23 protein-coding genes and 1 pseudogene are annotated in these 24,546 nt (G+C 68.6%); 20 read left to right on the top strand and 4 right to left on the bottom strand.

Translation table 11 applies throughout. The features are described from left to right. Window positions 1-54: 54 nt before the first annotated feature. The 5 genes from FHT36_RS09790 (at window position 55) to FHT36_RS09810 (ending at window position 5,759) form a co-directional block, all read left to right on the top strand. The gene (locus FHT36_RS09790; protein ID WP_169122330.1) at window positions 55-930 is read left to right on the top strand and encodes a branched-chain amino acid ABC transporter permease; all 876 of its coding nucleotides are present in this window, start codon (window positions 55-57) and stop codon (window positions 928-930) included. After that, on the top strand, window positions 927-2,735 hold the full coding sequence (locus tag FHT36_RS09795) for an ABC transporter permease subunit (protein ID WP_210257682.1): 1,809 nt from the start codon (window positions 927-929) through the stop codon (window positions 2,733-2,735). Before FHT36_RS09790 ends, FHT36_RS09795 begins: the two co-directional genes overlap by 4 nt. Further along, a complete protein-coding gene (locus FHT36_RS09800) occupies window positions 2,732-3,490 on the top strand; it encodes an ABC transporter ATP-binding protein (protein WP_169122331.1) in 759 nt (252 codons plus the stop codon). The genes FHT36_RS09795 and FHT36_RS09800 overlap by 4 nt, the downstream gene beginning before the upstream one ends. A gap of 41 nt (window positions 3,491-3,531) precedes the next feature. Further along, entirely contained in the window at window positions 3,532-4,227 is a 696-nt protein-coding gene (locus FHT36_RS09805; RefSeq protein WP_169122332.1) for a cyclase family protein, read from the top strand. A gap of 125 nt (window positions 4,228-4,352) precedes the next feature. Further along, on the top strand, window positions 4,353-5,759 hold the full coding sequence (locus FHT36_RS09810) for an amidase family protein (RefSeq protein ID WP_169122333.1): 1,407 nt from the start codon (window positions 4,353-4,355) through the stop codon (window positions 5,757-5,759). A gap of 20 nt (window positions 5,760-5,779) precedes the next feature. Here the strand turns inward: FHT36_RS09810 and FHT36_RS09815 are convergent, their stop codons facing one another. After that, window positions 5,780-6,391: a TetR/AcrR family transcriptional regulator gene (locus tag FHT36_RS09815; protein WP_169122334.1), complete on the bottom strand. Its 612-nt coding sequence runs from the start codon at window positions 6,389-6,391 to the stop codon at window positions 5,780-5,782. Window positions 6,392-6,601: 210 nt separating this feature from the next. On the opposite strand from FHT36_RS09815, the gene FHT36_RS09820 reads away from it, so the two are divergent. The 6 genes and pseudogenes from FHT36_RS09820 to FHT36_RS09840 all read left to right on the top strand — a co-directional run bounded on the left by FHT36_RS09820 (window position 6,602) and on the right by FHT36_RS09840 (window position 12,130). Further along, window positions 6,602-7,423, top strand: coding sequence for a phytanoyl-CoA dioxygenase family protein (locus FHT36_RS09820; protein WP_169122335.1), 822 nt, complete (start codon window positions 6,602-6,604; stop codon window positions 7,421-7,423). 93 nt (window positions 7,424-7,516) lie between these two features. Then, a complete protein-coding gene (locus FHT36_RS09825) occupies window positions 7,517-8,680 on the top strand; it encodes an ABC transporter substrate-binding protein (protein WP_169122336.1) in 1,164 nt (387 codons plus the stop codon). Between the two features lie 47 nt (window positions 8,681-8,727). Next, a pseudogene (locus FHT36_RS24410) lies at window positions 8,728-9,636 on the top strand (branched-chain amino acid ABC transporter permease); the annotation flags it as partial. A gap of 165 nt (window positions 9,637-9,801) precedes the next feature. Further along, window positions 9,802-10,704, top strand: coding sequence for a branched-chain amino acid ABC transporter permease (locus tag FHT36_RS24195; RefSeq protein WP_246702174.1), 903 nt, complete (start codon window positions 9,802-9,804; stop codon window positions 10,702-10,704). After that, a complete protein-coding gene (locus FHT36_RS09835) occupies window positions 10,671-11,429 on the top strand; it encodes an ABC transporter ATP-binding protein (protein ID WP_169122338.1) in 759 nt (252 codons plus the stop codon). The genes FHT36_RS24195 and FHT36_RS09835 overlap by 34 nt, the downstream gene beginning before the upstream one ends. Continuing rightward, window positions 11,429-12,130, top strand: a complete 702-nt coding sequence (locus FHT36_RS09840; RefSeq protein ID WP_169122339.1) for an ABC transporter ATP-binding protein — start codon at window positions 11,429-11,431, stop codon at window positions 12,128-12,130. The genes FHT36_RS09835 and FHT36_RS09840 overlap by 1 nt, the downstream gene beginning before the upstream one ends. Window positions 12,131-12,230: 100 nt before the next feature. Here FHT36_RS09840 and FHT36_RS09845 read toward each other — a convergent pair whose 3' ends face one another. After that, window positions 12,231-12,518 carry a PepSY domain-containing protein gene (locus FHT36_RS09845; protein ID WP_169122340.1) on the bottom strand — a complete coding sequence of 96 codons (288 nt, stop codon included), beginning with the start codon at window positions 12,516-12,518 and terminating at the stop codon, window positions 12,231-12,233. A gap of 133 nt (window positions 12,519-12,651) precedes the next feature. Between FHT36_RS09845 and FHT36_RS09850 the strand changes: the two genes are divergently transcribed. The 6 genes from FHT36_RS09850 to FHT36_RS09875 all read left to right on the top strand — a co-directional run bounded on the left by FHT36_RS09850 (window position 12,652) and on the right by FHT36_RS09875 (window position 18,784). Next, entirely contained in the window at window positions 12,652-13,323 is a 672-nt protein-coding gene (locus FHT36_RS09850; RefSeq protein WP_169122341.1) for a response regulator transcription factor, read from the top strand. Continuing rightward, window positions 13,320-14,669 (top strand): ATP-binding protein, encoded by a 1,350-nt coding sequence (locus FHT36_RS09855; RefSeq protein WP_169122342.1) that lies wholly within the window; start codon window positions 13,320-13,322, stop codon window positions 14,667-14,669. The genes FHT36_RS09850 and FHT36_RS09855 overlap by 4 nt, the downstream gene beginning before the upstream one ends. An 80-nt stretch (window positions 14,670-14,749) precedes the next feature. After that, window positions 14,750-15,103: a hypothetical protein gene (locus FHT36_RS09860; protein WP_169122343.1), complete on the top strand. Its 354-nt coding sequence runs from the start codon at window positions 14,750-14,752 to the stop codon at window positions 15,101-15,103. Window positions 15,104-15,142: 39 nt separating this feature from the next. Beyond that, complete coding sequence (locus FHT36_RS09865) at window positions 15,143-15,613, top strand: DUF2271 domain-containing protein (protein WP_169122344.1); 471 nt, start codon at window positions 15,143-15,145, stop codon at window positions 15,611-15,613. A 23-nt stretch (window positions 15,614-15,636) separates the two neighbouring features. Beyond that, complete coding sequence (locus tag FHT36_RS09870) at window positions 15,637-17,829, top strand: PepSY domain-containing protein (RefSeq protein WP_169122345.1); 2,193 nt, start codon at window positions 15,637-15,639, stop codon at window positions 17,827-17,829. After that, the gene (locus tag FHT36_RS09875; RefSeq protein ID WP_169122346.1) at window positions 17,810-18,784 is read left to right on the top strand and encodes an FAD:protein FMN transferase; all 975 of its coding nucleotides are present in this window, start codon (window positions 17,810-17,812) and stop codon (window positions 18,782-18,784) included. Before FHT36_RS09870 ends, FHT36_RS09875 begins: the two co-directional genes overlap by 20 nt. Window positions 18,785-18,827: 43 nt before the next feature. On the opposite strand, the gene FHT36_RS09880 is transcribed toward FHT36_RS09875, so the two are convergent. Continuing rightward, window positions 18,828-19,583, bottom strand: a complete 756-nt coding sequence (locus tag FHT36_RS09880) for an SDR family NAD(P)-dependent oxidoreductase (RefSeq protein ID WP_169122347.1) — start codon at window positions 19,581-19,583, stop codon at window positions 18,828-18,830. Between the two features lie 159 nt (window positions 19,584-19,742). Between FHT36_RS09880 and FHT36_RS09885 the strand changes: the two genes are divergently transcribed. The 3 genes from FHT36_RS09885 to cydB all read left to right on the top strand — a co-directional run bounded on the left by FHT36_RS09885 (window position 19,743) and on the right by cydB (window position 23,855). After that, window positions 19,743-21,254: an MFS transporter gene (locus FHT36_RS09885; RefSeq protein ID WP_169122348.1), complete on the top strand. Its 1,512-nt coding sequence runs from the start codon at window positions 19,743-19,745 to the stop codon at window positions 21,252-21,254. A 174-nt stretch (window positions 21,255-21,428) separates the two neighbouring features. Then, window positions 21,429-22,823, top strand: coding sequence for a cytochrome ubiquinol oxidase subunit I (locus tag FHT36_RS09890; RefSeq protein WP_169122349.1), 1,395 nt, complete (start codon window positions 21,429-21,431; stop codon window positions 22,821-22,823). A 27-nt stretch (window positions 22,824-22,850) separates the two neighbouring features. Then, the gene (cydB, locus tag FHT36_RS09895) at window positions 22,851-23,855 is read left to right on the top strand and encodes a cytochrome d ubiquinol oxidase subunit II (RefSeq protein ID WP_169122727.1); all 1,005 of its coding nucleotides are present in this window, start codon (window positions 22,851-22,853) and stop codon (window positions 23,853-23,855) included. An 83-nt stretch (window positions 23,856-23,938) separates the two neighbouring features. Here the strand turns inward: cydB and FHT36_RS09900 are convergent, their stop codons facing one another. Further along, window positions 23,939-24,430, bottom strand: a complete 492-nt coding sequence (locus FHT36_RS09900) for a ferritin (protein ID WP_169122350.1) — start codon at window positions 24,428-24,430, stop codon at window positions 23,939-23,941. Between the last annotated feature and the right edge of the window lie 116 nt (window positions 24,431-24,546).

Consider the following 24,546-nt stretch of genomic DNA (forward strand, 5'->3'; position numbering starts at 1 on the left):
CCACTCGCCTCGACCGGCCACGGCCGGGCCCCTCTCACCGACAGGTCGCCCGCAATGACCACAGTGGTGCAATACATCCTGTCCGGCCTTGCCATCGGCGGCATCTATGCCCTGGTGGCCCTCGGCTTCCACATCATGTGGTCGTCGGCCAAGGCCGTGAACTTCGCCCATGGCGACACGCTGATGATCGGCGGCCTGCTGGCCGTTTATCTGCTTGCGGCGGGCCTGCCGCTGGGGCTCGCCTGCCTGGTCGCGGTGGCGGCCGGCGGGCTGTTCGGCTTAGTGCTGGAGCGCATCGCGGTGCGCCCCTTCCTATCCCAGCAGGGCTCGGTGGGCTGGATGCTCACCACCATCGCCGTGGGCATCATGGTGGAGAGCTTCGCCACCATCCAGACCCAGGGCTACGCCCGGCCGCTGCCTTCGCCGGGGGTGGCCTCCTCCGTGCACATTCTCGGCGCCGGCATCTATCCGCAGGAACTGGTCATCCCGCTGGTGGCGGTGGTGGCCATGCTGGGCCTGCGGGCCCTCCAGCGCCACACCCTGGTGGGCCGCGCCATGCGGGCGGTCGCCCACAACAAGAATGCCGCCGCCCTCATGGGCATCAACGTGAACGCCGTGGTCGCCTTCTCCTTCGCCCTCGCCGGGCTTCTGGGCGCCGCGGCCGGCGTGCTGGTGGCCCCGGTGGTGCAGGCCTCCGCTGCCATGGGCGTTCTGCCGGGACTGAAGGGCTTCGCCGTGGCCATCATCGGCGGCATCACCTCGGCGCCCGGGGTGGTCATCACCGGCCTCGTCTACGGGGTGATGGAGAAGTTCGTCGAGGGCTACATCTCCACCGCCGCGCGCGAGATCATCGGCTTCTCCCTCATGATCCTCACTTTGCTGGTGTTCCCCCAGGGCCTGTTCGGTAAGCGGGAGGTGATGAAGGTATGAGACACCTCATCCGCCATCTCACTTTGCTGGGTTTCACGGCCCTCGCCGCCATCCTGGTGATCGTGCCCCTCACCTCCGGCAACGAGTATGAGCTGCGCCTGTTCATGCTGTTCCTGATCTACGGGATCATCGCCGTAGGCCTGAACGTGCTGGTGGGATTGACCGGCCTCGTCTCCCTCGGACAGGCCGGCCTGTTCGCGCTCGGCTCCTACACCGGCGCCATCGTGGCGACGCGGCACGGCTTCGACATGATCTCGTCGAGCCTCATCGCCGCGCTGGTGGCGGCTGGCTTCGGCGTGCTCCTCGCCTATCCAACGGTGCGGGTGCGCGGGGTCTATCTCGCGGTGGTCACCATCGCCTTCGGTCTCATCGTGGAGAATGTCGCCATCGAGTGGCAGTCGCTCACGGGCGGCACCACCGGCATCACCTCCATTCCCGCGCCCAATGCGTTCGGGGTCCGGCTGACCGGCTATGCCTTCTACAGCGTGCTGGCGGTGGTTCTCTTCCTCGCCACCGCGGCCGCGCACAATCTGAAGGTCTCTCGCTACGGCCGCGCCATGCTGGCGGTGTCCCAGAGCGAGATCGCGGCGCGGGCGCTGGGCGTCGACGCCACCGCCATGCGCACGCTGGCCTTCGTGGCGGCGGCGGTGACGGCGGGCCTCGCCGGCACCTTCTACGCCTTCCTCAATTCCTACATCTCGCCCGACATCTTCACCTTCTCGGACAGCGTGCGCTTCCTGCTCATGGTGATCCTGGGCGGGGCGGCCTCCACCTTCGGGCCGGTGCTGGGCGCCTATATCCTCACCTATCTGCCGGAATACCTGCAGGATTTCGCGGTGTGGCAGAAGTTCGCCTATGGCGCGCTGCTGCTGGTCGTCATGTTCGTCATGCCGCGCGGCATCATGGGCTCGCTCGCCGCCGGCCTGAAGCGGCTGGCGCCGGTGCCGCGTGCGGTTGCCGCCTCCGAAGGCCTGCCCGCCGAGGACACCCTGCGCCTCGATCCCCGCAGCCAGAAATCCGAGCTGGTGGCGCGGGACCTCACCGTGCGGTTCGGGGGGCTCACGGCGCTGGCCAAGGCCTCGCTGCGGGTGAAGCCGGGCGAGGTACATGCCCTCATCGGGCCGAACGGGGCCGGCAAATCCACCTTCGTCAATACCATCTCCGGCTTCTACCAGCCGAGCGAGGGCGCCTTCGAACTGGACGGCATCCAGCTCGCCGGCAAGGCCTCCCACGAGATCGCCCGCGCCGGCCTCTCCCGCACCTTTCAGAACACCGAATTGTTCGGCGAGATGACCGTGCTGGAGAACGTAATGGTGGGCTACCAGCAGCGCCTCGGCTACGGGCTTCTCGCCGCATTGCTGCGCACCGGTGCCATGCGGCGGCAGGATGACGAATGCCGGCGCGCCGCCATCGGCCTGCTCGTATTCGTGGGGCTTCAGGATTACGCCAACGAGGAGGCCCGCTTCCTGCCCTTCGGCCTCCAGCGCCGCCTGGAGATCGCCCGGGCGCTGGCCCCCCGGCCCCGCCTGCTGCTGCTCGACGAGCCCGCCGCCGGTCTCACCACGCAAGAGATCGACGAACTGGAGGAAATGATCCGGCGCATCGCGGCGCTGGGGGTCTCGGTGCTGCTGATCGAGCACCATGTCGAACTCATCATGGCCGTGGCCGACACGGTGACCGTGCTGGACTACGGCCAGGTGATCGCCAGCGACACCCCCGCCGTGGTGCAGGAGAACCCACGTGTCATCGAGGCTTATTTCGGCACCTCCCTGGATCACGCGAACCCGGCCGAGGTGACGGCATGACCCCTCCCGAGACCAACACGGCGGACGTGCTGCTCGACATCCAGTCCATGGAATTGCGCTACGGCGCGGCGGTGGCGGTGCGCGACATTTCCCTTCGGGTGAAGCGCGGCCAGCTGGTGGCGGTCATCGGCAACAATGGCGCCGGCAAGTCGTCCATGGTGAAGGGCGCGACCGGCCTCGTCGCACCCTCCGGCGGCAAGGTGCTGTTTCGCGGCGCCGACACCACCCGCATGAGCGCCAACGCCAAGGTGGGCCAGGGCCTCGTCATGGTGCCGGAAGGCCGGCTGATCTTCCCCGACCAGAGCGTGGAGGACAACCTCATCCTCGGCGCCTACGTCCACGGCGGGCTGAAGGGCGCGCGGGCGAAACAGACCCGTGACAAGGTGCTGGAACTGTTTCCGCGCCTGAAGGAGCGCCTCGCCCAGCAGGCCGGCTCCATGTCCGGCGGCGAGCAGCAGATGCTGGCCATCGCCCGCGGGCTGATGGCCGAGCCGGAGCTGCTCATCATCGACGAGCTGTCGCTCGGCCTTGCACCCAAGATCGTCGACCAGCTCATGGGCGTGCTCTCAGCCCTGAACAAATCTGGCCTCACCATCCTCCTGGTGGAGCAGCTCGCCTCCTATGCACTGGCCATCGCCGACCATGCCTATGTCATCGCCAACGGCCGCGTCGCACGGGAGGGGCCGAGCCAGGTGCTCGCCCGCGATCCCGAGGTGATGGAAGCCTTCCTCGGCCGCAAGAAACCGGCGGCCTGAGCCTCATCATTTTGCAAGTCCATCCAGTCCAAGGAGCCCCCATGTCCAGAATTGTCGACCTCAGCCTGCTCATCGAAGACAACATGCCCGCCCACAAGCTGTTTCAGCGGCCGGTGATCACCACCCACATGAGCCACGAAAGCTCGAAGGCGCTGGGCCTCGGCGTGCCCGGCGACGCCATGACCTTCCAGACGAATTTCATCGCCATGCTCGACCATGTGGGCACCCACGTGGATGCCTTCCGCCATGTGAAGCCGGACGGCGCGGCCATCGACGAGATGCCGCTGGAGATGTTCATGGGCAAGGCCGTGTGCTTCGACCTGCGCCACATCCCCGACCTCGGCGAGATCACCGTCGAGGATATGGAGAAGGCCGAGGCGGCCGCCGGCGTGAAGGTGGACGGGCACATCGTGCTGCTGTGCACGGGTTTCCACAACCGCAACTATCCGAGCCTGGATTCCGTGTGGAAGAATCCGCTGCTCACCGCGGAAGCCACCAAGTGGCTGTATGACCGCGGCTCGAAGATGCAGGGCGTGGAGGGCCCTTCCACCGACAAGCCCTCCGACAACATCTTCGCCCAGCACCGCCTGTGCCGCGACCTCGGCATGAGCCACTGGGAGTGGCTGGTGAATCTGGAGGAACTGGTCGGAAAGGGCGAATTCCAGTTCTTCGGCGTGCCGCTGAAGTTCAAGGGCGGCTCGGGATCGCCGGTGCGCGCCTTCGCCATCCTCAACTGATCTTGCAAATACGTCTCTTCTGCCCTGACTAGACGTATGGGTCTGCTGGATGGTCACTGCCGACCATCCAGCAGCACTCCCCTTGCGGTCCAACTCCAAAATCACCCGCGCGCCGGAGCAGCCTCATGTCCGCCGAATTCGACACCCTGAGCGCGACGGCCCTGCGCACGATGGTGGCCCGGCGCGAAGTCTCGCCGGTGGATCTGACGCGCCGCGCGCTCGATCGCGCCATCGCCACCCAGCCGACCCTCAACGCCTTCTTCGTCATCCTGGAAGAGGAGGCCATGGCCGCCGCCCGCGTCGCCGAGGATGCGGTGATGAAGGGCGCGCCGCTCGGCCTCATTCACGGCCTGCCGTTTTCCGCCAAGGACCTGATGGCGGTGAAGGGAGCGCCCTATGCCTCCGGCTCCCGCGCGATGGCCGACACCGTCGCCGAGGTGGATGCCCCCGCCGTGGAGCGGGCCAAGGCGCAGGGCGGCATCCTCATCGGCAAGACCACCACCAGCGAGTTCGGCTGCAAGCCCATCGGCGACAGCCCGCTCACCGGCATCACCCGCAACCCGTGGAACCTCACCATGACCCCGGGCGGGTCGAGCGCGGGCGCAGCGGCCTCGGTGGCGGCGGGCATAACCCCGTTCGCGCTGGGCACCGATGGCGGCGGCTCCATCCGCATTCCCTGTGCGTTCAGTGGGCTTTCGGGCCTGAAGGGCCAGTTCGGCCGGGTGCCGGTATGGCCCACCTCGGCGACGCCGACGCTGGCCCATGTGGGTCCCCTCGCCCGCTCCATGGCCGATGCGGCGCTACTGTTTTCCGCCGTGGCCGGGCATGACCGGCGCGACCCCTTCTCCGTCGCCGGCCCGGTGCCGGACGTGATGGGCGCGGCGCTGGCCTCGGTGGCCGGCATGCGCGTCGCCTACAGCCCCACCTTCGGCTACGCCCGCCCTACCCCCGAGGTGGTCGCCGCCACGGACCGCGCCGCCCAGACATTCGAGGCGCTGGGCTACCATGTGGAGGTGGTGGACGCGGTGTTCGACACCGACCCCGCCGACCTGTGGACTGCGGAATTCTATGCCGGCGTCGGCACCCGCCTGCGCGATGTGCTGGAAAACCGGCGCGAGCTTCTGGACCCGGCGGTAGCGGACATCCTGATGCCGGCCCTCGGCCAGGAAATGAAGAGCTACTATGCCAGCGTCTTCGCCCGCTACGCGTTGCGCGAGAAGCTGCGCCTGTTCTTCGAGCGCTACGACCTGCTCATCTCCCCGGTGCTGCCGGTGAGCGCGCTGGAGGCCGGGCGCAACCTGCCTGAGGGGCTGGAGGACCGCAACCTCGTGTCCTGGGTGTTCTACACCTATCCCTTCAACCTCACCGGCCACCCTGCCGGGGCGGTCTGCGCTGGCCTCTCGCCGCAGGGCATGCCCATCGGCCTCCAGATCGTCGGCCGTTCATACTGCGAGGACGACGTGGTGCGCGCGGCGGCGGCGTTCGAGCGCGCCCAGCCGCCCGGCTACAACCGACCGCCGGCAGGAGCCTGAGGCGCCCCGGCCGGGCCCCTTCATTCCGCTCCGCCCGCCCCCGGGCGCAGGCCATTGAACACGTAGTCGGCGAGGGTCGCAGCCCATTCCGGCGTCAGCGGCGCGTGTGGCACCAAAATGCGGTACCAGATCGGTCCGTAGAGCGCATCGATCACCACGTCCAGATCGATGTCGGCCCGCAGCTCGCCATTGGCGATGCCGCGCAGGAGCGCCTTCTTAGCCTCGTCCCGGCGCGGCAGCACATAGCCGTCGAGAAGGGCGCGCAGCGCCTCGGGATCGCTCTGGCCCTGGGCCACCAGCGCGGAAATGGTGCGTCCCACCTTCTGGCCGTAAACCTCGGCCACCCGCATCATCTGGCTTTTCACGTCCGCAACGGCGGAGGCCGTCACCGGGTAGCCGATCTTTTGGGCAGTCTCCGCGAGAAAGCCCGCAATCGCCAGAGCCCCCCGATTTGGCCACCAGCGGTAGATGGACGAGCGCGCCGTGCCCGAACGGGTTGCGACGGCATCGATCGTAAATCCCGAAAGTCCTTGCTCTTCGAGCAGCTCGTTCGCGGCCTTCAGGATTGCGATCTTCACCTCATCACCTTGCGGGCGACCGCGGCGGCGAACGGTTTTATTGTTCGTGCTCAAATTTTGACGCCCATCATCGAGATTCTGCCCAGATTATCGCCGGCCCTTCAACTTGACAATCGAACGGGCTGATTAAAACTACACACTGTCGCTTTTATCCGGATCCATCGAGCGAAGCCCACGGTGTGCGTCGGCCGGCGCCGCCATCCTGCGAAGCCCCAAATCCGCCCGCAGATGTGCAGGCATACGCAAACACAGCGAGGAAGCGCAATGACTGGCGTGCTCAGCCCCGAACAGGTCGCGCATTTCAATTCCGAGGGATATCTCTGTCCGGTCCGCGCCTTCAGCGCGGAAGAGGCACGCCTCTATCGCAATAGAATCGAAGACTTCGAGGCCCGGTCGGGCGAGGAGGTCAACAAGCGCCTCAAGATCAAGGCGCACCTGGCCTTCCCCTGGCTCGTGGAGCTGGCGCGGCATCCGCGCATTGTCTCCGCCGTGCAGGACATTCTTGGGCCGGATGTCCTGCTGTTCGGCTCCTCCGCCTTCGCCAAGAATGCGCGCGATCCGCGCTTCGTCTCCTGGCACCAGGATTCCGCTTATTACGGGCTGAACCCGCACCAGGAAGTCACCGTCTGGCTCGCTTTGTCCCGGGCCAGCACTGAGAGCGGCTGCATGAAGGTCATCCCGAAAAGCCACCTCGGCCCGGACCTCGTCCACGAGGAGACCTTCGATGCCGACAACCTGCTCGCCCGCGGCCAGAAGGTTACGGTGGACGAGAGCCTCGCCGTCGACATGCCGCTCGAGCCGGGCGAGTTCTCCCTGCATCACGAACGCACGGTGCATGGCTCGCCCGCCAACATGTCCGACGACCGGCGCATCGGCATCGCCTTCTTCTACATGCCGGCCCATTGCCGCTCGATGCTCGGGCGCCGGTCCGCCCTGCTGATCGCCGGCGAGGACCGGCACGGCCACTGGGATCGCGACCCCGAGCCGCGTTTCGACCTCGATCCCGAAAGCCTCGCCTTCATGGAGGAGGTCTGGGCGAGCTACCGCGACGACGCCACGACCAAGCAGGCCGCGCGCCTCGCCTGACATCCCTGTTCGGCCCGGCTCCTGCCGCGGCTGGACCCATAACAGCCATCTGGAAGCCGCCCGTCTGCCCCCTTGAAACCGAGAGCGCATTCCATGAAAGCCAGCATCCTTTTCAGCACAGCCCTGTCCCTCCTCTGCGCCGCCCCCGCTTTGGCCGATCCGGTGAAGGTGGGCGTCATCCTGCCCCAGACCGGCGTCGGCGCGGTGCTCGCCAAGCAGATGCAGGCTGCCATTGAACTTGCCGTCGCGCACGAGGGCGGGAAGCTCGGGGGCCAGCAGGTGGAGTTCTTCTGGAGCGACAGCCAGGGCAAGGCGGACGTCGCCAAGCAACTGGCCGACGAGATGGTGAAGTCGAAGCGCGTGGACTTCCTCGTCGGCCCGGTCTTCTCCTCGGAGATGATGGCGGTGCACGGCGGCCTCGCCCGCACCGATGCCTTCGTGATCTCGCCCATTTCGGGACCGGCGCCCATCGCCGGCAAGTCCTGCTCGACGAACTTCTTCAACGTGTCGTCCCAGAACGACCAGCAGGCCGAGGCGCTCGGCGCCTATCTCGAGAAGCTCGGCGTCAAGCGCGTGTATGTCATGACGGTCAACAATCAGGCCGGAAAGGACATGGTTTCCGGCTTCAAGCGCAACTTCAAGGGCGACCTCGTGGGCGAGGTCTACACGCGCTTCGGACAGGTCGACTTCGCCGCGGAATTGAGCGCACTGCGCACCGCCGCACCCGAGGCCACGTTCATCTTCTATCCCGGCGACATGGGCGTGCAGTACGTCAAGCAATACGCCCAGGCCGGCCTTGCGAAGTCGACGCCGCTCTACACCGTGTGGACCGTGGATCAGGCGACCCTGCCCGCAGTGGGCGACGATGCCATCGGCGTGCGCTCGGGCAATGTCTGGAGCGTCGACCTGCCGAATGCCGCGAACGCCCGCTTCGTCTCCGACTTCAAGCAGAAGAACGGCTTCCTGCCCAACGACTACGCCGCCCACGCCTATGATTCCATCCTGCTCGTCTCCAGCGCGGTCAAGGCCGTGGGCGGCGACATGAGCCGGAAGGACGACATCCGCAAGGCGCTGCAGAAGGCCGACTTCGCCTCGAACCGCGGCAAGTTCGCCTTCAACACCAACCACTTCCCCATCGAGGACTACTATGTCCGCGAGGTGGTGAAGGGTGAGGACGGCACCCTCGTCACAAAGACCGTCGAGAAGGTGATGACCGACGCCAAGGACGCCTATTACCAGGACTGCCCGCTGAAGTGATCGCGGATGATCTTGAAGAGAAATCCTGACACAGCGGGAAGGCGGTCATGCAACTCCTGTTCGTCGAGCAACTCCTGAACGGGGTTCAGCTCGGGGTGATCCTGTTCCTGATGGCGGCGGGGCTCACGCTCACCTTCGGCATCATGAATCTGGTGAACCTTGCGCACGGCTCCCTGTTCATGCTCGGTGCCTATCTGGGCGTCGCCTTCGCGCTGGTCACGGGCTCGTTCGTTGCGGGCTTCGTCGCGGCCGGCCTTGCCACCTTCGTCATCGGCCTCGTGCTGGAGCGGCTGGTGATCCGGCATCTCTACGCGCGCGGCCATCTCGACCAGGTGATGTGCACGGTGGGCCTCGTCTATGTGCTCAACGAGGCGACGCGGATGGTGTTCGGGCCGGAGCCGCTGCACGCGCCCATCCCGGCCTTTCTCGCGGGTTCGGTGGAGCTCATTCCCGGCGCGCCCTATCCCGCCTACCGACTGGCGATGATCGGAGCCGGCCTCGCCATCGCCGGATTGCTTTACGTCCTCATCGGCCGGACGCGGATGGGCATGCTCATCCGCGCCGGCGCCAGCAACCGGGTGATGACGAGCGTTCTGGGGGTCAATATCGGCGCCATCTATGCGGTCGTGTTCGGCATCGGCGCGGCGCTGGCCGGCTTCGCGGGCTATATCGCGGCGCCCATCCTCACCGTCTATCCCGGCATGGGCGACAATGTGCTCATCCTGGCGCTGGTGGTGCTGGTGGTGGGCGGCATGGGATCGGTGAAGGGGGCCTTCGTGGCGGCCCTGCTGGTCGGCGTCATCGACACCATCGGCCGGGCCTATCTGAAGGATCTCATGGCGCTCGTCCTCTCGCCGGTGGCCGCCAACACCGTGGCGCCGGCTCTGGCGTCCATGCTCATCTACATCCTCATGGCGGTCATCCTGTTCTTCCGCCCGCAGGGTCTCATCCCCGCCGCCGGCCTGCGCCGACCGGAGGCGCCGCCGGAAGCGTCCGACCACGGCCCGAACGGTCCGGGCGTGCTGGCGCGCTGGCGCGTGCCCGCCATCGGTCTCCTCGGCGGCGCCTTCCTGCTGCTGCCGCTGGTCGCCGGGCTCGCCGATCAGCCGTTCTGGGTGGATATGGGGCTGCGCGTTATCATCTTCGCCATCGCCGCCCTGAGCCTCGATCTGATCCTTGGCCAGACCGGGCTCGTGAGCTTCGGGCATGCGCTCTATCTCGGCATCGGCGCCTATGTGGTGGGCATCCTCGCGGATGCGGGCGTCGAGAGCGGCTTCGTGCAGTGGCCGCTGGCCATGGCGAGCTCGGCGCTGCTGGCCGCGGCGCTGTCGATGGTAGCGCTGCGCACCTCCGGCACCTTCTTCATCATGATTACCCTCGCCTTCGCGCAGATGATGTTCTACGGCGCCTCCAGCCTCTACGACTATGGCGGCGACGACGGGATGCACCTAGCCGTCCGCAGCACCTTTGGCGGGCTGGTCGACGTCTACGATTCCCGGCAGTTCTACTATCTGGCACTCGCCATGCTGGTGGTGCTCGCCGGCCTCAACATCCGCCTCGCGCGGGCGCGTTTCGGCACGGTGCTGAAGGGCATCTGCATCAATGAGCGGCGCATGGAGGCGGCGGGTTTTCCCACCTTCCGCTACAAGCTCGCGGCCTGCGTCCTCTCGGCGGCGGTGTGCGGGCTGGCGGGGGCGATGCTCGCCAATGCGGCGGAGTTCGTCGGCCCGCAATACATGGACTGGACCCGCTCGGCCGAGCTGATGATCATGGTGGTGGCCGGCGGACTTGCGACGCCCTTCGGCGCCATCATCGGCGCGCTCGCCTATCTCGGCATCGAGAAATATCTCTCCGATCTCACCATCCACTGGCGGCTCGGCTTCGGCGCGCTGCTCATCCTCCTCGTCTTCCTCGGCCGGGGCGGGCTCAGCGCCCTGTTCGCGCCGGGTCCGGCGGGGCAGACGACGCCCGTTCACAAGGGATCATTCCGATGGGCAAGACCCTTCTTCAGACCGCGGGCGTGACCCGCAGGTTCGGCGGGCTCAATGCGGTCGATGCGGTGGATTTCGAGCTCGCGGCGGGCGAGCTGGTGGCGGTGATCGGCCCCAACGGGGCCGGCAAGACCACTTTCGTCAATCTCCTCTCCGGCGCGCTCCGGCCCGATGCGGGCACCGTGATGTTCGAGGGGCGGGACATCTCCCGCCTGCCGATGGACGCCCGCGCACGGCTCGGGATCGCCCGCTCCTTCCAGATCGCCAGCATCTTCCCCGAACTGAGCGTCATCGAGAACGTCGCGCTCGCCGCCCAGGCGCACGCCGGCCACAGCTTCCATTTCTGGCGGGAGGTGGCAGACGAGGCACCGCTGCGCCGCAAGGCTCAGGCGCAGCTCGCCGGCCTCGGCCTGTCGGAGTGCGCCGACCGGCCGGCGTCCCAGCTCTCCCACGGGGAGAAGCGGCTTCTGGAAATCGCCATGGCCCTCGTCGTCGAGGCGCGGGTGCTGCTGCTGGATGAGCCCATGGCCGGGCTCGGCATCGCCGAGGCGCGCCGCATGATCGACTTCATCGCCGGCCTGAAGGGGCGGTTCAGCATTCTCCTGGTGGAGCACGACATGGAAGCGGTCTTCAGCCTCGCTGACCGGGTCTTCGTGCTGGCATCCGGCGCGCGGGTGGCGGACGGGCCGCCGGAAGTGGTGCGCGCCGACCCGCGCGTGCAACTCGCCTATCTCGGCGGCGAAGGGGAGGATCTGTGATGCTGGAGCTGCGGCAGGTGGGGGCGGCCTATGGCTCGAGCCGGGTGCTGTTCGGCGTCGACCTTGCCATCGCCGAAGGCGAGGTGGTGACGCTCCTGGGCCGCAACGGCATGGGCAAGACCACGACGGTGAACGCCATCATGGGCCTCGTCTCCCTCACCCAGGGCGACATCAGCTTCCGCGGCACGCGCATTTCCGGGTTGCCGGCCTACAAGGTCGCGCGCAACGGCCTCGCGCTGGTGCCGGAGGGACGGCAGGTGTTCCCCAATCTCACCGTTGAGGAAAACCTCGTCGCCACGGCGGCGAACCGCGGCCGGGCAAACTCACCGTGGACGCTGGAAGCCGTCTATGGCCTGTTCCCGGCCCTCACCCCCCTCGCCCGCCGCAGCGCCGGCCTGCTCTCCGGCGGCGAGCAGCAGATGCTCTCCATCGGCCGCGCGCTGATGACCAATCCCCGCCTTCTCATTCTCGATGAGGCGACGGAAGGCCTCGCCCCCCGCATCCGCCGCGAGATCTGGGATGCGCTGGTGCGCATCCGGGAGCGCGGCCAGTCGGTGCTGGTGATCGACAAGAACATCGACATGCTCTGCCGCTTCGCCGACCGCCACCACATCCTGGAGAAGGGACGCATCGTGTGGAGCGGCAGCTCACAGGACCTCATGTCCGACCAGGCCCTGCGCATGCGCTTTCTGAGCGCCTGACCAACGGGTTCAGGGTGGAACCGGGCGCGCATTCTACTCCCGACAGTGTCGGCGGCTGGGCCGAGCCGCTCCCTTCATGGCGCCGGCCGGGCCAGGCCGATCAATCGTCATCCCGGTCGAGGATCGGCTCCAGGCGGGCGGGGTCGAATTTAGCCCTCAGCCGCGCGCCCTGCGCGTTGGTGGCGCGCACCTTGTAACAGCCATCGTCCGAGCGGATGGAGACCACCGTCCAGCCTTCGGCCTCCAGCTTCTTCTGCAGCGCGTCCCGCGGCTGCCAGTCAGCCAGAGGCACATTGCAATCGTGCCCCGCGGCCGCTGGCGTGGCGGCAAGGGCGGCAACGACCAGGCCCGCCAGGATATTACGCAATGCCAACCCCGAGCGCTTCACCGCACAGACTCCTTCCGATCAAGCCCGATGAAAAGCATGCCAAGCTGACACCCACCTGAACGTCGAGGCAGATTCTCTCCCCCCTTCCACGTCCGGCCGCGCTAGATTGCCACCCGCCCCGCCGAGGTGACAAATGCGTATCCTGCTGATCGAAGACGATCCCGTCCTGGGCATGGCCGTGCGCGACCAGATCGTCGCGGACGGCCACGGCGCCGACTGGGTCACGCGCCTTGCGGATGCCGAGCACGCCGTCCATGCCGCGGCCTTCGATCTGATCCTTCTCGACCTCATGCTGCCCGACGGGCGCGGCTCCGACTTCCTGAGGAAGCTGCGCAGCACGGGCGATGCGACGCCGGTGATGGTGCTGACCGCCCGCGACCAGATCTCCGACCGCATCGCCGCCCTCGATGCCGGCGCCGACGACTATCTGGTGAAGCCGTTCGACCTGTTCGAGCTGTCGGCGCGCATCCGCGCTGTGGGCCGGCGCTATGCGGGCAATCCCAACCCTCTGGTCACGCTCGGCGACATCGAGGTGGACCTTTCCGCCCGCTCGGTGCGCCGTGCCGGGCAGACCATCGCGCTGACTGCGCGGGAATGGGCGCTGTTCGAGGCCTTCGTGCAGCGGCCGCACCAGCTCATGTCGAAGCCGCAACTGGAGGAACGGCTCTATTCCTTCGATGCGGAAGTGGAGAGCAACACCATCGAGGTCTATGTGGCCCGCCTGCGCAAGAAGCTGGGTGCCGACGTGATCGAGACCGTGCGCGGCATGGGCTATCGCCTGGGTACGCCGGGAGACGGCGCATGAGCGGGCGCTGGAGCCTGCGCCGGCGCCTCGGCCTGTGGCTCACTTTGTCGGTCGCCGCGCTGTGGCTCGCCGCGGCGACGGTCGCCGGGCTGGTGCTGCAGCACGAGATCGACGAGGTCTTCGACAGCGCGTTGCAGGAGGTGGCCCAGCGTGTGCTGCCCCTCGCTTATTCCGAGCTACTCGCGCGCGAGGATGGGGCAGGTGCGCACCACATGCCACCCGTGGGGCCACACCGCGAATTCATCACCTATGTGGTGCGCGACGCCCAAGGCCGTGTGCTGCTCCAGTCCAGCGACGCCGAGCAGATGGCGATTCCCGCCGGCCTCGCCCCCGGCTTTCACACCACGCCTCATCTGCGCACCTACACGGAAGCGGCGGTGCGGGGCACTGTCATCGTCACCACGGCGGAGGAGCTGGACCATCGCGCCGCCGCGGTCTGGCGGGCGGTCATGGCGCTCATCTGGCCGCTGGTCGCCCTCGTGCCCATCGCGCTTGCCGGTGTCTGGCTCACGCTTCGCCTCACCTTGAAGCCGGTGCTCGCCTTCCGCCATGCCATCGCCGCGCGGGGGCGAGGCAACCTCGCACCGGTGCCGGAGCAGGGTTTGCCGGAGGAGATGGCACCCGTCGCGGGCGCCGTGAATGCGCTCATGGAGCGCCTGCGCGGCGCGCTGGAGGCGGAGCGGGGCTTTGCCGCCAACAGCGCCCATGAGTTGCGCACCCCCATCGCCGCCGCCCTGGCGCAGACCCAGCGGCTCGTGGCCGAGCTGCCGGAAGGGCCGGCGCAGGAGCGGGCACGCACCATCGCGGGCGCGCTGCGCCGCCTTTCGCGCCTGTCGGAGAAGCTGCTCCAGCTCGCCAAGGCGGAAGGCGCCGGCCTGCTCGCGGAGGCGCCTGTGCCGCTCGCGCCCGTGCTGCGCCATGTGATCGCCGACCTCGATCGCCAGACCGGACGCGCAGAAGACATCGACCTGAGCATCGCGGCGGAGGGCGGGCCCGTCAGTGATCTCGACCCCGATGCCTTCGCAGTTCTGGCCCGCAATCTCATTGAAAATGCACTGAAACATGGCGCACCGGACACCCCGGTCCAGGTCCGCCTCACCGCCGACCGGCTCGACATTTCCAACCATGGCCCGGTCGTTCCGGCGGAACGGATGGCCCAGTTGCTGCGGCCGTTCGAGCGGGGGCCGACGGGGGCGGAGGGCTCGGGCCTCGGCCTCGCCATTGCCGCCGCCATCTGCCGCGGGGCGGGGCTGGTGCTGGAGATCGCCTCGCCCATCCCGGGGGAGACGGAGGGCTTCAGCGCCGTCGTGCGCTTTACCGAACCTGAGAACCTGACAGCAAGCTGAACGCGATTCAGCAGGGGGTTCAGGCGGCTGTCAGGTTGGTTCGAGAGGGTGTCAGCGTCATCAAACGCCGGAGCCCCTCCATGAAGACGCGCACCCTGATCGGGACCGCCCTCCTCCTCTCCACCGCCGGCCTCGGCGTGGCGCTGGCGGCGACCCAGATCGACCACCTCGACCTCCCCGTCCACAGCCGTGACGACGCCCCCCGCGCCGACGCCCGCCCCCTCCGTCTCGCCGACAATGACCACCGGCGGGAGGGCAAGGAGCGCCATCACGGCCGTCATCACGACGATGATGATGACGACGACGACGATGACGGCCGCCCGGGCGCCCGCCCCGGCGCGGTTCCCCAGAACGGCCCTGCCGATCCGGCGGCGCCAGTGCCGGACAACGGCCTGTTCCAGGGCAAGGCCCGGCCCAAGGTCGAGGTGCAGTGACCTCCGGCCGACCCCGCGCACCTTCAAAGGAACAATCAGATGAAATTCGTTCTTCCCGCCGTGGCCGCCACCACCACCCTGCTTTCGCCGGTGCTGGCCGAGGCGCGGCAGGTCACGTTCGAGACCACCCTGAAGCCCTACGGCGGCAACGGCGCCTATGTGGTGCTCTACGTCACCGATGCGGCCGGCGCCTACAAGGGCACGCTCTGGATGGCCGGGGGCAAGGCGAAATACTACCGCCACCTCTCCGACTGGCAGCGCGCCTCCGGCGGAGCCCCCACCGAGATCGACGGCATCACGGGCGCCAGCGTCGGCTCCGGCAAGACGCTGAAGATCACCCTCGATCTCGCCGATGCCATGATCGATGCCGGCTACCAGGTCCATATGGACACGGCGGTGGAGGACGGGATGGACAATCCCTCCGAGGTGATCGCCCCCCTCGCCTTTGCCGCATCGGGCAAGCCCGTGGCCGGCAAGGGCTATGTGAAATCCTTCACCGTCACCTTCTGATCCCCGTTCGGACACCCCCCAAAATGCTTCGCCGCCTCCATGGCCTGCCCGGCATCGCGCTGGCGCTGGCCCTTGCCGTCACCGCCCTCTCCGGCGCGGTCCTTTCCGTGCAGCCGGCGCTCGATCGCGCAACCGTGCCGGCGATCCCGGCGGCGGCCAGCGTCGCGGACGTCGCGGCGCAGGTCGCCGCGCGCCATCCCGGCGTCAGCGCCATCCGGCTGCGGGCGGACGGCAGCCTCACGGCGGCCTTCGATGACGGCGGTAGGCGCGGGGTGGAACGCATCGACCCCGCCACCGGCGCGGGGCTGGGGCCCTACGCGGTGTCGGACACCATCCGCTTCATCACCAACCTGCACCGTGCCTTCCTGATGGGCGATGCGGGGCGCGTGGGGGCGGCCATCGGCGCGCTGGCGATGCTCGGCCTCAGCCTGTCCGGCCTCATGCTGCTGGCCCGACGGCTCGGCGGCATGAGCGCGCTGCTGCGGCCCATCCGCGGCACCCCGGCGCAGCGCTGGCATGGCGAACTCGGCCGGCTCGCGGCCGTGGGCCTGCTCCTGTCGTCGCTGACCGGACTGTGGATGTCGGCCGGCACCTTCGGGCTTCTGCCGGAAACGGTAGCGACGACCCCTGCCGTCACCGCCAGCGGCGGCGCGCCGGCTCCCATCGGCACGCTCACCGGCCTCAACACCGTGAAGCTCCGGGATCTGCGCGAACTCACCTTCCCCGACCCCGCCGACCCCACCGACGTCTTCACCCTCGTCACCGCCGACGGCGAGCGGCTGGTGGATGCCGCCACCGGCGCAACCCTAGCCATGACGCCGGCAACCACGCTGGAGCGGATGAATGACCTCGTGCGCACGCTGCACACCGGGCGCGGCGCCTGGGTGCTCGGCCTGTTCCTGGGCCTCGCCTCGGCCATGGTCCCCGTGCTCGGCGGAACCGGCCTCGTCCTGTGGCTGCGGCGGCGGGCGGCACGGCCGCGCATCGACGCCAATGTCCCGGCGCGGGCGGCGGATACGGTGATCCTCGTGGGCAGCGAGGGCAATTCCACCTGGGGCTTCGCTGGCACCCTGCACAAGGCCCTCGTCGCCGCCGGACACAAGGTCCACACCGCCGCCATGAACGATGTGAGCGCGGCGCATCTTGCCGCCCCGCGCCTGCTGGTGCTCGCCGCCACCTATGGCGAGGGCGCGGCGCCCCAATCGGCCAGACTGTTCCTGTCCCGCCTCGCCGATCTGCCGGGACAGCCGGCTGTGGCAGTGCTGGGCTTCGGCGATCGCAGCTTCCCGCATTTCTGCCGGTTCGCGCGCAACGTCGCCGATGCGCTGGACGCACGCGGCTGCCCGCGACTCCTGCCAATGAAACGGGTGGATCGCCGCTCGCCCCAGGAATTCGCCCAATGGGGCCACGATCTGGGAGACGTGCTGGGGCACGACCTCACACTCACCCATGTGGCGGAGCCGCCGAAGACCAGCAGGCTGGTGCTCGCCGGGCGCGAGCTTTACGGCGAGGCGGTGGGCGCGCCCGTGGCGATCCTGCGCTTCACGGCGCCCGTTGACCCTCGCACCGGCGCGCCCGGACGCCTGCCCGCCTTCGAGGCCGGCGACCTCGTGGGCATCGTGCCACCCGGCGATGCCATGCCGCGCTTCTATTCGCTGGCCTCCTCCACCCGCGACGGCGTGCTGGAAATCTGCGTGCGGCTGCGCGCGGGCGGCCTGTGCTCCACCTTCCTGCACGGGCTCTTGCCGGGCGAGGGCATCGATGCCTTCATCCGCGAGAATCCGGCCTTCCGTCCGGCCAAGGGACGCGGCCCGCTCATCCTCATCGGCGCGGGGGCCGGCATCGGGCCGCTGGCCGGCTTCGTGCGGGCCAATGCGGCGGGCCGGCCCGTGCATCTCTATTGGGGCGGGCGGAGCGCGGCGTCCGACTTCCTCTATGAGCACGAACTCGCCCAGCACCTTGCCGAACGGCGGCTGACGACCCTGCGCACTGCCTTCTCGCGGGATGCGGACGAGAGCGCCTACGTGCAGGACCGCATCGCGGCCGACGCCCCACGCCTGCGGGAACTGGTGAAACAGGGCGCGCAGATCCTCGTATGCGGCGGTCGCGACATGGCCGAGGCCGTGACCCGCGCGCTGGAGCCGGTGGTGCGCCCGCTGGGCCTCGACCTTCCCACCCTCAAATCGAGCGGACGCTATGTCGAAGATGTCTATTGATGCGGGTCGGGGAGCGACGGCGCTCCGGCGCCGCGCCCTGAGCGGCCCGGCCATGGGCGCGCGGTGGTCCGCCACCTTCTTCGCCGCCGACGACATGGACGAGGCGTGCCTCAGCCGCCGCCTCCAGGGCGCCGTTGAGCAGGTGGAACAGCAGATGTCCACCTTCCGGCCCGACTCCGATCTGGAACGGCTGAACGCCGCGCCCATCGGGGCGTGGATCCCCATCCCCCGCGAGCTGATGCACGTCCTCGCCACCGCCCTTGAGATCGGCCGCCTCTCGGGCGGGGCGTTCGACATCGGCGTCGGTGATCTGGTCAGGGCATGGGGCTTCGCCGCGACGCGGGGGCCGGATGGCGGACGCATCGCCGGGCTTGCCGGCCGCCCCTCCTTCGAGCCGCCCAAGACCTTGCAGCTAGATCCGGCCGGCGGCCGCGCCCGCCGTCTGGCACCCCTCCGGCTCGATCTGGCCGGCATCGCCAAGGGCTTCGGCGTGGATGAACTGGCGCGCGAGATGTGCGCGGCCGGCCTCTCCTCCTGGCTGGTGGGCATCGACGGCGAGATGCGCGCCGAGGGCCTGAAGCCGGACGGACGGCCGTGGACGGTGGCCCATGAGCGGCCATCCGCCGGCGAGCGGGACATCCTCGGCGTGCTGGAACTCTCCGGCGCCGCCGTCGCCACCTCGGGAAATTATCGCCATCGGGTGGAAGTGGCCGGCCGCGTCCTCTCCCACACCATGGACCCGGCACGGGGGGCGCCGCTGGAAAACGACCTGTGCGCCGTCACCGTGCTCGGCGAAACCTGCATGGCGGCGGACGCCTGGGCGACCGCTTTGCTGGTGCGCGGGGCGAGCGAGGGGCCAGCCCTCGCCCGCCGCCTCGGCCTCGCGGCGCTGTTCGTGCGCGCGGACGGCACGGTGGAGGGAACGGGACCGATGGCTCAGCCCGCCGCGGCGTAGAAGCCGGGGGCGGACCGCCTTCCCGTCCATTGCGCCGGGCGTCTCACTGGGCCAGGAAGCCGCCGTCCACCGCCAGCACGTGGCCGGTCACCATCGCCGCCATGGGGCTCGCGAGGAACAGGATGGCGTCCGCCACCTCCTCCGGCTCAGCGATGCGGCCGAGCGGCATCAGCTTCTCGATGGCGGCGAGCTTGTCCGGATCGCGCATCAGCGGATCGATAAAGGGCGTGCGCACCCAGGTGGGCGCAACCGCATTGACGCGGATCTTCACCGGCGCCAGCTCGATGGCCAGCGCGCGGGTGAAATTCACCACCGCCCCCTTGCTCGCCTGATAGGCCGGGTTGGGATAGGGCCCACCGCCGCTCAGCCCCATGATGGACGAGACGTTCACGATGGCGCCGCCGCCCCGCGCCATCATGGACGGCACCGCGGCGCGCGCGCAGAGGAAGCCGCCGGTGACGTTCACGGCGAACACCTTCTCCCAGTCGGCGAGGTCCAGCTCGGTCAGCCCCTTGCGGATGGAGAGGCCGGCATTGTTCACGAGGATGTCGAGGCCGCCATGGCCGGCCACCACCTGCCCGAACGCGGCGGAGACCGCCTCTTCGTCGGTCACGTCGAGCGCCAATGCCTCGGCGCCGGGAATGCCGGCGGCGGCGCGCGCGGCCGCCGCCCCGTCGCGATCGGCGAGGATCACGCGGGCGCCGACCTCCGCCATGGCGGTTGCGGCGGCAAGGCCGATGCCGCTCGCCCCGCCCGTCACCACCGCTACCCGCCCCGTCAGATCGAGCCTTTGCGCCATCGTCCGTCCTCGCTTGCGTCGCGCCGCCGCAGCGGCCGACCAAGGCGGTGATAGAAGATCGCCCGGCCGATCTCCAGCCTGGCGCGGCAGCACCGTGCCCGCATGACAAGACCTGCCGCCATCGACTAGAACACGGCCGTACACAGCGACGATGGATCGATGGAGCAGGGACTTCCAGGCAGCGCCGCAGCGGACGGGTCCGCGCGCAGCCCATTGAGGGCGCGGCTCGCCCGCCTCACGCACGAGCCGGCCCCGCTCGCGGCGCTTGAGGCCCTGCCGTGGCATTCCTGGATCGTCGTCGGCCTCGTCTGCATCGGCGCTTTCGTCGGCCAGCTCGACGCGACCATCGTCCAGCTCGCCCTCCCGACGCTCGCCACCACGTTCGATGCCGGGCTGCATGCGGTGAGCTGGGTGTCGCTCGGCTATCTCGTCGCCTTCGCGTCCTTCCTGCCGATCTTCGGGCGCCTGTGCCAGATGGTTGGCCGCAAGACGCTCTATCTCCTCGGCTATCTCGTCTTCGTCGCGGCGAGCGCTTCGTGCGCCCTGGCGCCGGACCTGCCGTCGCTGGTGACGGCGCGGGTGGTGCAGGGGATCGGCGGTGCGCTGCTCGGCGCCAACAGCATCGCCATCCTCATCGCCGCCGTGCCGGAGGAGAAGCGCGGCCGGGCGCTGGGCGTCTTCGCCGCGGCGCAGGCCATCGGCATGAGCGCGGGGCCGGCGGTGGGCGGCATCGTGCTCGGTGCGCTGGGCTGGCCGTGGATCTTCTGGCTGACCGTGCCGTTCGGCATTCTCGCCGCCATCGCCGGCTGGATCGCCCTGCCCCGCACGCGCGGCGCGCGGCCTGAAGCGCGTTTCGACTGGCTGGGCGCCCTGCTGCTCGCACCGGCGCTGGTCATACTGGTGCGCGCGCTGAACCACGCCGCCGGTTGGGGCCTCACCTCCCCCGAGACGATCGGCAGCGTCGTGCTGTCAGCCGGGCTCATCTGGCTGCTGGTGCGGCAGGAGCGGCGCGCGGCGTTTCCGCTGGTGGACCTGAAGCTGTTCGCCAATCCCGGCTTCGCGCTGGGGGCCGGCGCCGTGGTGCTCGGCTACGCCATGCTCTACGCCATGTTCTTTCTCATGTCGTTCCTGCTGGAGCACGGCTATGGCGAGCAGGCGTGGGCGGCGGGCCTGCGCCTCGCCGTCATTCCGGTGATTCTCGGGCTGGTGGCGCCGTTCAGCGGCGGCCTCGCCGATCGCCTCGGCATCCGCCTCTTGGGCGCGAGCGGCATGGGCGTGTGCCTCCTCGGCCTTCTGGTGCTCGGCCTCGGCGTCGGCGATCCGGCCGTAAGCCCGCTGATGAGCTTCGGCGCCTTCCTGCTGTTCGGTGCCGGCCTCGGCCTGTTCATCGCCCCGAACAACCACGACACCCTCAAGGCCGCGCCGCCGGAGCTGGCGACGCAGGCCGGCTCCCTGCTGAACCTCATGCGCGTGCTGGGCACCAGCCTCGGCGTCGCGGGGGCGACGTCCACGCTGTCGCTCGGCCTCAAGCAGGCCGGAGGGCTCACCGACCGGATGAGGGATGTGTCGGGTCCCGCGTTGGTGAACGCGGTGGAATGGGGCATCGTCCTCGTCGCCATCATGGCGCTCATTGCCGCATTCCTCTGCGTCCTGCGCCACCGCCGCAGCTAGCGCCACGCGGAGGGTGCGGCATCCGGGCAGCGGACCGGAGGGGTGTTTCACGCGCCTGCGTATCGACGCCGCCGGCCCCCCCGTCTATGGTCCGACTGCATCCTGCAGGTTGCATCGCACCCATCCGCGGCGGGATGGCGCGCAGCACTGCCGGGATTGCCAGGAGCGGACGCCATGGATTTCGATCCCGTCACCCTCGCGCGGATGCAGTTTGCCTTCACGGTCTCCTTCCACGTCATATTTCCCGCCTTCACCATCGGCCTGTCCGCCTTCATCGCGACTCTGGAGCTGATCTGGCTGAAGACCGGCAAGGACGTGTTCCACCGCCTCGCGCGCTTCTGGACCAAGATCTTCGCCGTCTCCTTCGCCATGGGCGTGGTGTCCGGCATCGTCCTGTCCTACCAGTTCGGCACCAACTGGAGCCGCTATGCCGAATTCGTGGGCTCGGTGATCGCGCCGCTCATCGGCTTCGAGGTGCTCACCGCCTTCTTCCTGGAGGCGACCTTCCTCGGCATCATGCTGTTCGGCTGGAACCGGGTGCCGCCGTGGCTGCACGTTCTGTCCTGCTGCGTGGTGGCGTTCGGCACCTTCATGTCAGCGTTCTGGATCCTCGCCGCCAACAGCTGGATGCAGACGCCGGCCGGCTACGAGATCCGCAACGGCGTCGGCTATCCGCTCGACTGGCTCGAGATCATCTTCAACCCGAGCTTCCACTGGCGCCTGCCGCACATGCTGCTCGCCGCCTACCTCACCACTTCGCTGGTGGTGCTCTCGGTGGGCGCGCGCTATCTGCTCGCCGGCAAGTTCAAGGACGAATCCAAGGTGATGATGGTGATGGGCATCGGCATGCTCGCCATCGTCGGCCCCATCCAGGCCTTTGTCGGAGACAGCCACGGCCTCAATACCGCGCACTACCAGCCGGCCAAGATCGCGGCGGTGGAGGCGCACTGGGACAGCACCAAGCCCGCGCCGCTGGTGCTGTTCGCCTGGCCGGACGAGAAGGCCGAGAAGAACCTGTTCGAGATCTCGATCCCGCACGGGGCCTCGCTGATGATCACGCACAGCCTCGACGGCCTCTTCCCGGGCCTCAAGGATTTCCCGCCGCAGGATCGCCCGCCGGTGTTCGGCCCCTTCTTCGGCTTTCGCGCCATGGTGGGCGTGGGCGTCGTCATGATCCTTCTGGGCTGGATCGGCGCCTGGCTGATCTTCAAGGGCCGTGAGACGACGACCCGCTGGTACCTGATCGTCACCTCCTGGGCGTGGCCGCTGGGCTTCATCGCCATCCTCTCCGGCTGGATCGTCACCGAGCAGGGCCGCCAGCCCTGGGTGGTGGAGGGGCTGCTGCGAACCGAGGATGCCATGTCGCCCCTTGCCGGCTGGACCGTGGGGCTGTCGCTGACGCTGTTCGTCATCATCTACGCCGTGATCTTCGCCACCGGCATCCACTTCATGAACCGGCTGATCGTGCGCGGTCCCGACCAGACCCTGATCCAGCCGCCCGCCCGCGAACTTCCCACCCGCCCCATCGCCGCCGCCCATGGCGAAGGCCAGATGACCCCCGGAACCTGACCCGCCGACGCGCAGGAGGACATGACCATGGAATGGTATCTCCCCGTCATCTGGGGCCTCATCATCGGCGTCGCGGTCATCATGTATGTGGTGCTCGACGGCTTCGACCTCGGCATCGGCATCCTCTTCCCCTTCGCCAAGGAGGAGAAGGAACGCGATGTCATGATGAACACCGTCGCCCCCTTCTGGGACGGCAACGAGACCTGGCTCATCCTCGGCGGCGGCGGCCTGTGGGTGGCCTTCCCCAAGGCCTATGCCGTGGTGATGCCGGCGCTCTATCTGCCGGTCATCATCATGCTGCTGGCCCTGGTGTTCCGCGGCGTCGCCTTCGAATTCAGATGGGTCGCTGCCTCCAGCCGGCGGCTGTGGAACTTCGCCTTCTCCGCCGGCTCGCTGGTGGCGGCCTTTTTCCAGGGCATCATCCTCGGCGGGCTGGTGCAGGGCATCACGGTGAAGGACGGCGCCTTCGCCGGCGGCCCGCTCGACTGGGCGACCCCCTTCGCCCTGCTGTGCGGCGTCGGCGTCGTGGTGGGCTATGCCCTGCTCGGCGCCACCTGGCTGCTGGTGAAGACCGAGGGCGTCATTGCAGACCGGGCCCGCAGCCACGCCATACCGCTGCTTCTCGCCGTGGTCGTGCTGATGGGGCTGGTGAGCCTGTGGACGCCGCTGGCGTTCGATCGCATTGCCGCGCGCTGGTTCTCCCGGCCCAACATCTTCTTCCTGGCGCCGGTGCCCATCATCACCGCCGTGCTCACCTATCTGGTGTGGCACTGGCTGAAGACGGGGCGGGAGATGCTGCCCTTCTTCGGCACCATCGGGCTGTTCGTGCTCGGCTTCCTCGGCTTGGCGATCTCGACCTTCCCCTATCTGGTCCCGCCGAGCCTGACCGTGTGGCAGACGGCAGCCGCCCCGCCGAGCCAGATCCTGATGCTGTTCGGCGTCATCTTCCTGCTGCCGGTGGTGCTGGGCTACATCGTCTTCGTCTACTGGATCTTCCGCGGCAAGGTGCGGGAAGGCGAAGGCTACCACTGAAGCCAGGGCCGCGGCCGGACGACCCCGGCCCCGGCCCCCGTCTCATGGCCCCTGCCTCATGGCCCCCGTCTCACGGCCTTGGCTCAGGCGGCGAGGCTGCCCAGCTCCTTGTCGATGAAATAGGCGGTGTGGGGGCCCTCGCCGATCAGGTCGATCCGGTCGAGGATCTTCCGGCAGAGCTTTTCTTCCTCGTGCTGCTCGCGGGAGAACCATTCGAGGAAGGAGTCGGTCTCGAAGCTGTTCTCGGCGCGGGCGAGGGTGATGGCCTCGACGATATGGGCCGTCACCTTGCGCTCCTCTTCCTGAATGCGCAGGAACAGCTCGCGGACGTTGCCCGCGGAGATCACCGGCCGTTGGTGGCCATGCAGCGCGATTTGCGCGCCGAGGTCGTCGAGGAACTCGAAGAACTTAAGCATGTGCCCCATCTCCTCCTTGGCATGGCCGAGAAAGAACTTGGTCACGCCCTCGAACTTGTGGGCGGACGCCCAGGCGGCAGCCTGGGTATAGACGTGATGGGCCTCCATCTCGCCGTTCAACAGCTCGTTCAGCTTCGCTTCCAGCTTTTCACTGACCATCGCCTTCTCCACCAAGAGGGGACCGCCGCGCATGACGCCGGCGGAACGGGGAAGAGCGGCACCGGCACATCTGCATCGCCGGCCACGGCCGCGCTTCCCGCACGGATGTGCAGGAG

Source organism: Xanthobacter sp. SG618 (genome assembly GCF_012932745.1).
In the GTDB taxonomy this organism is placed as follows: Bacteria; Pseudomonadota; Alphaproteobacteria; order Rhizobiales; family Xanthobacteraceae; genus Xanthobacter; species Xanthobacter flavus.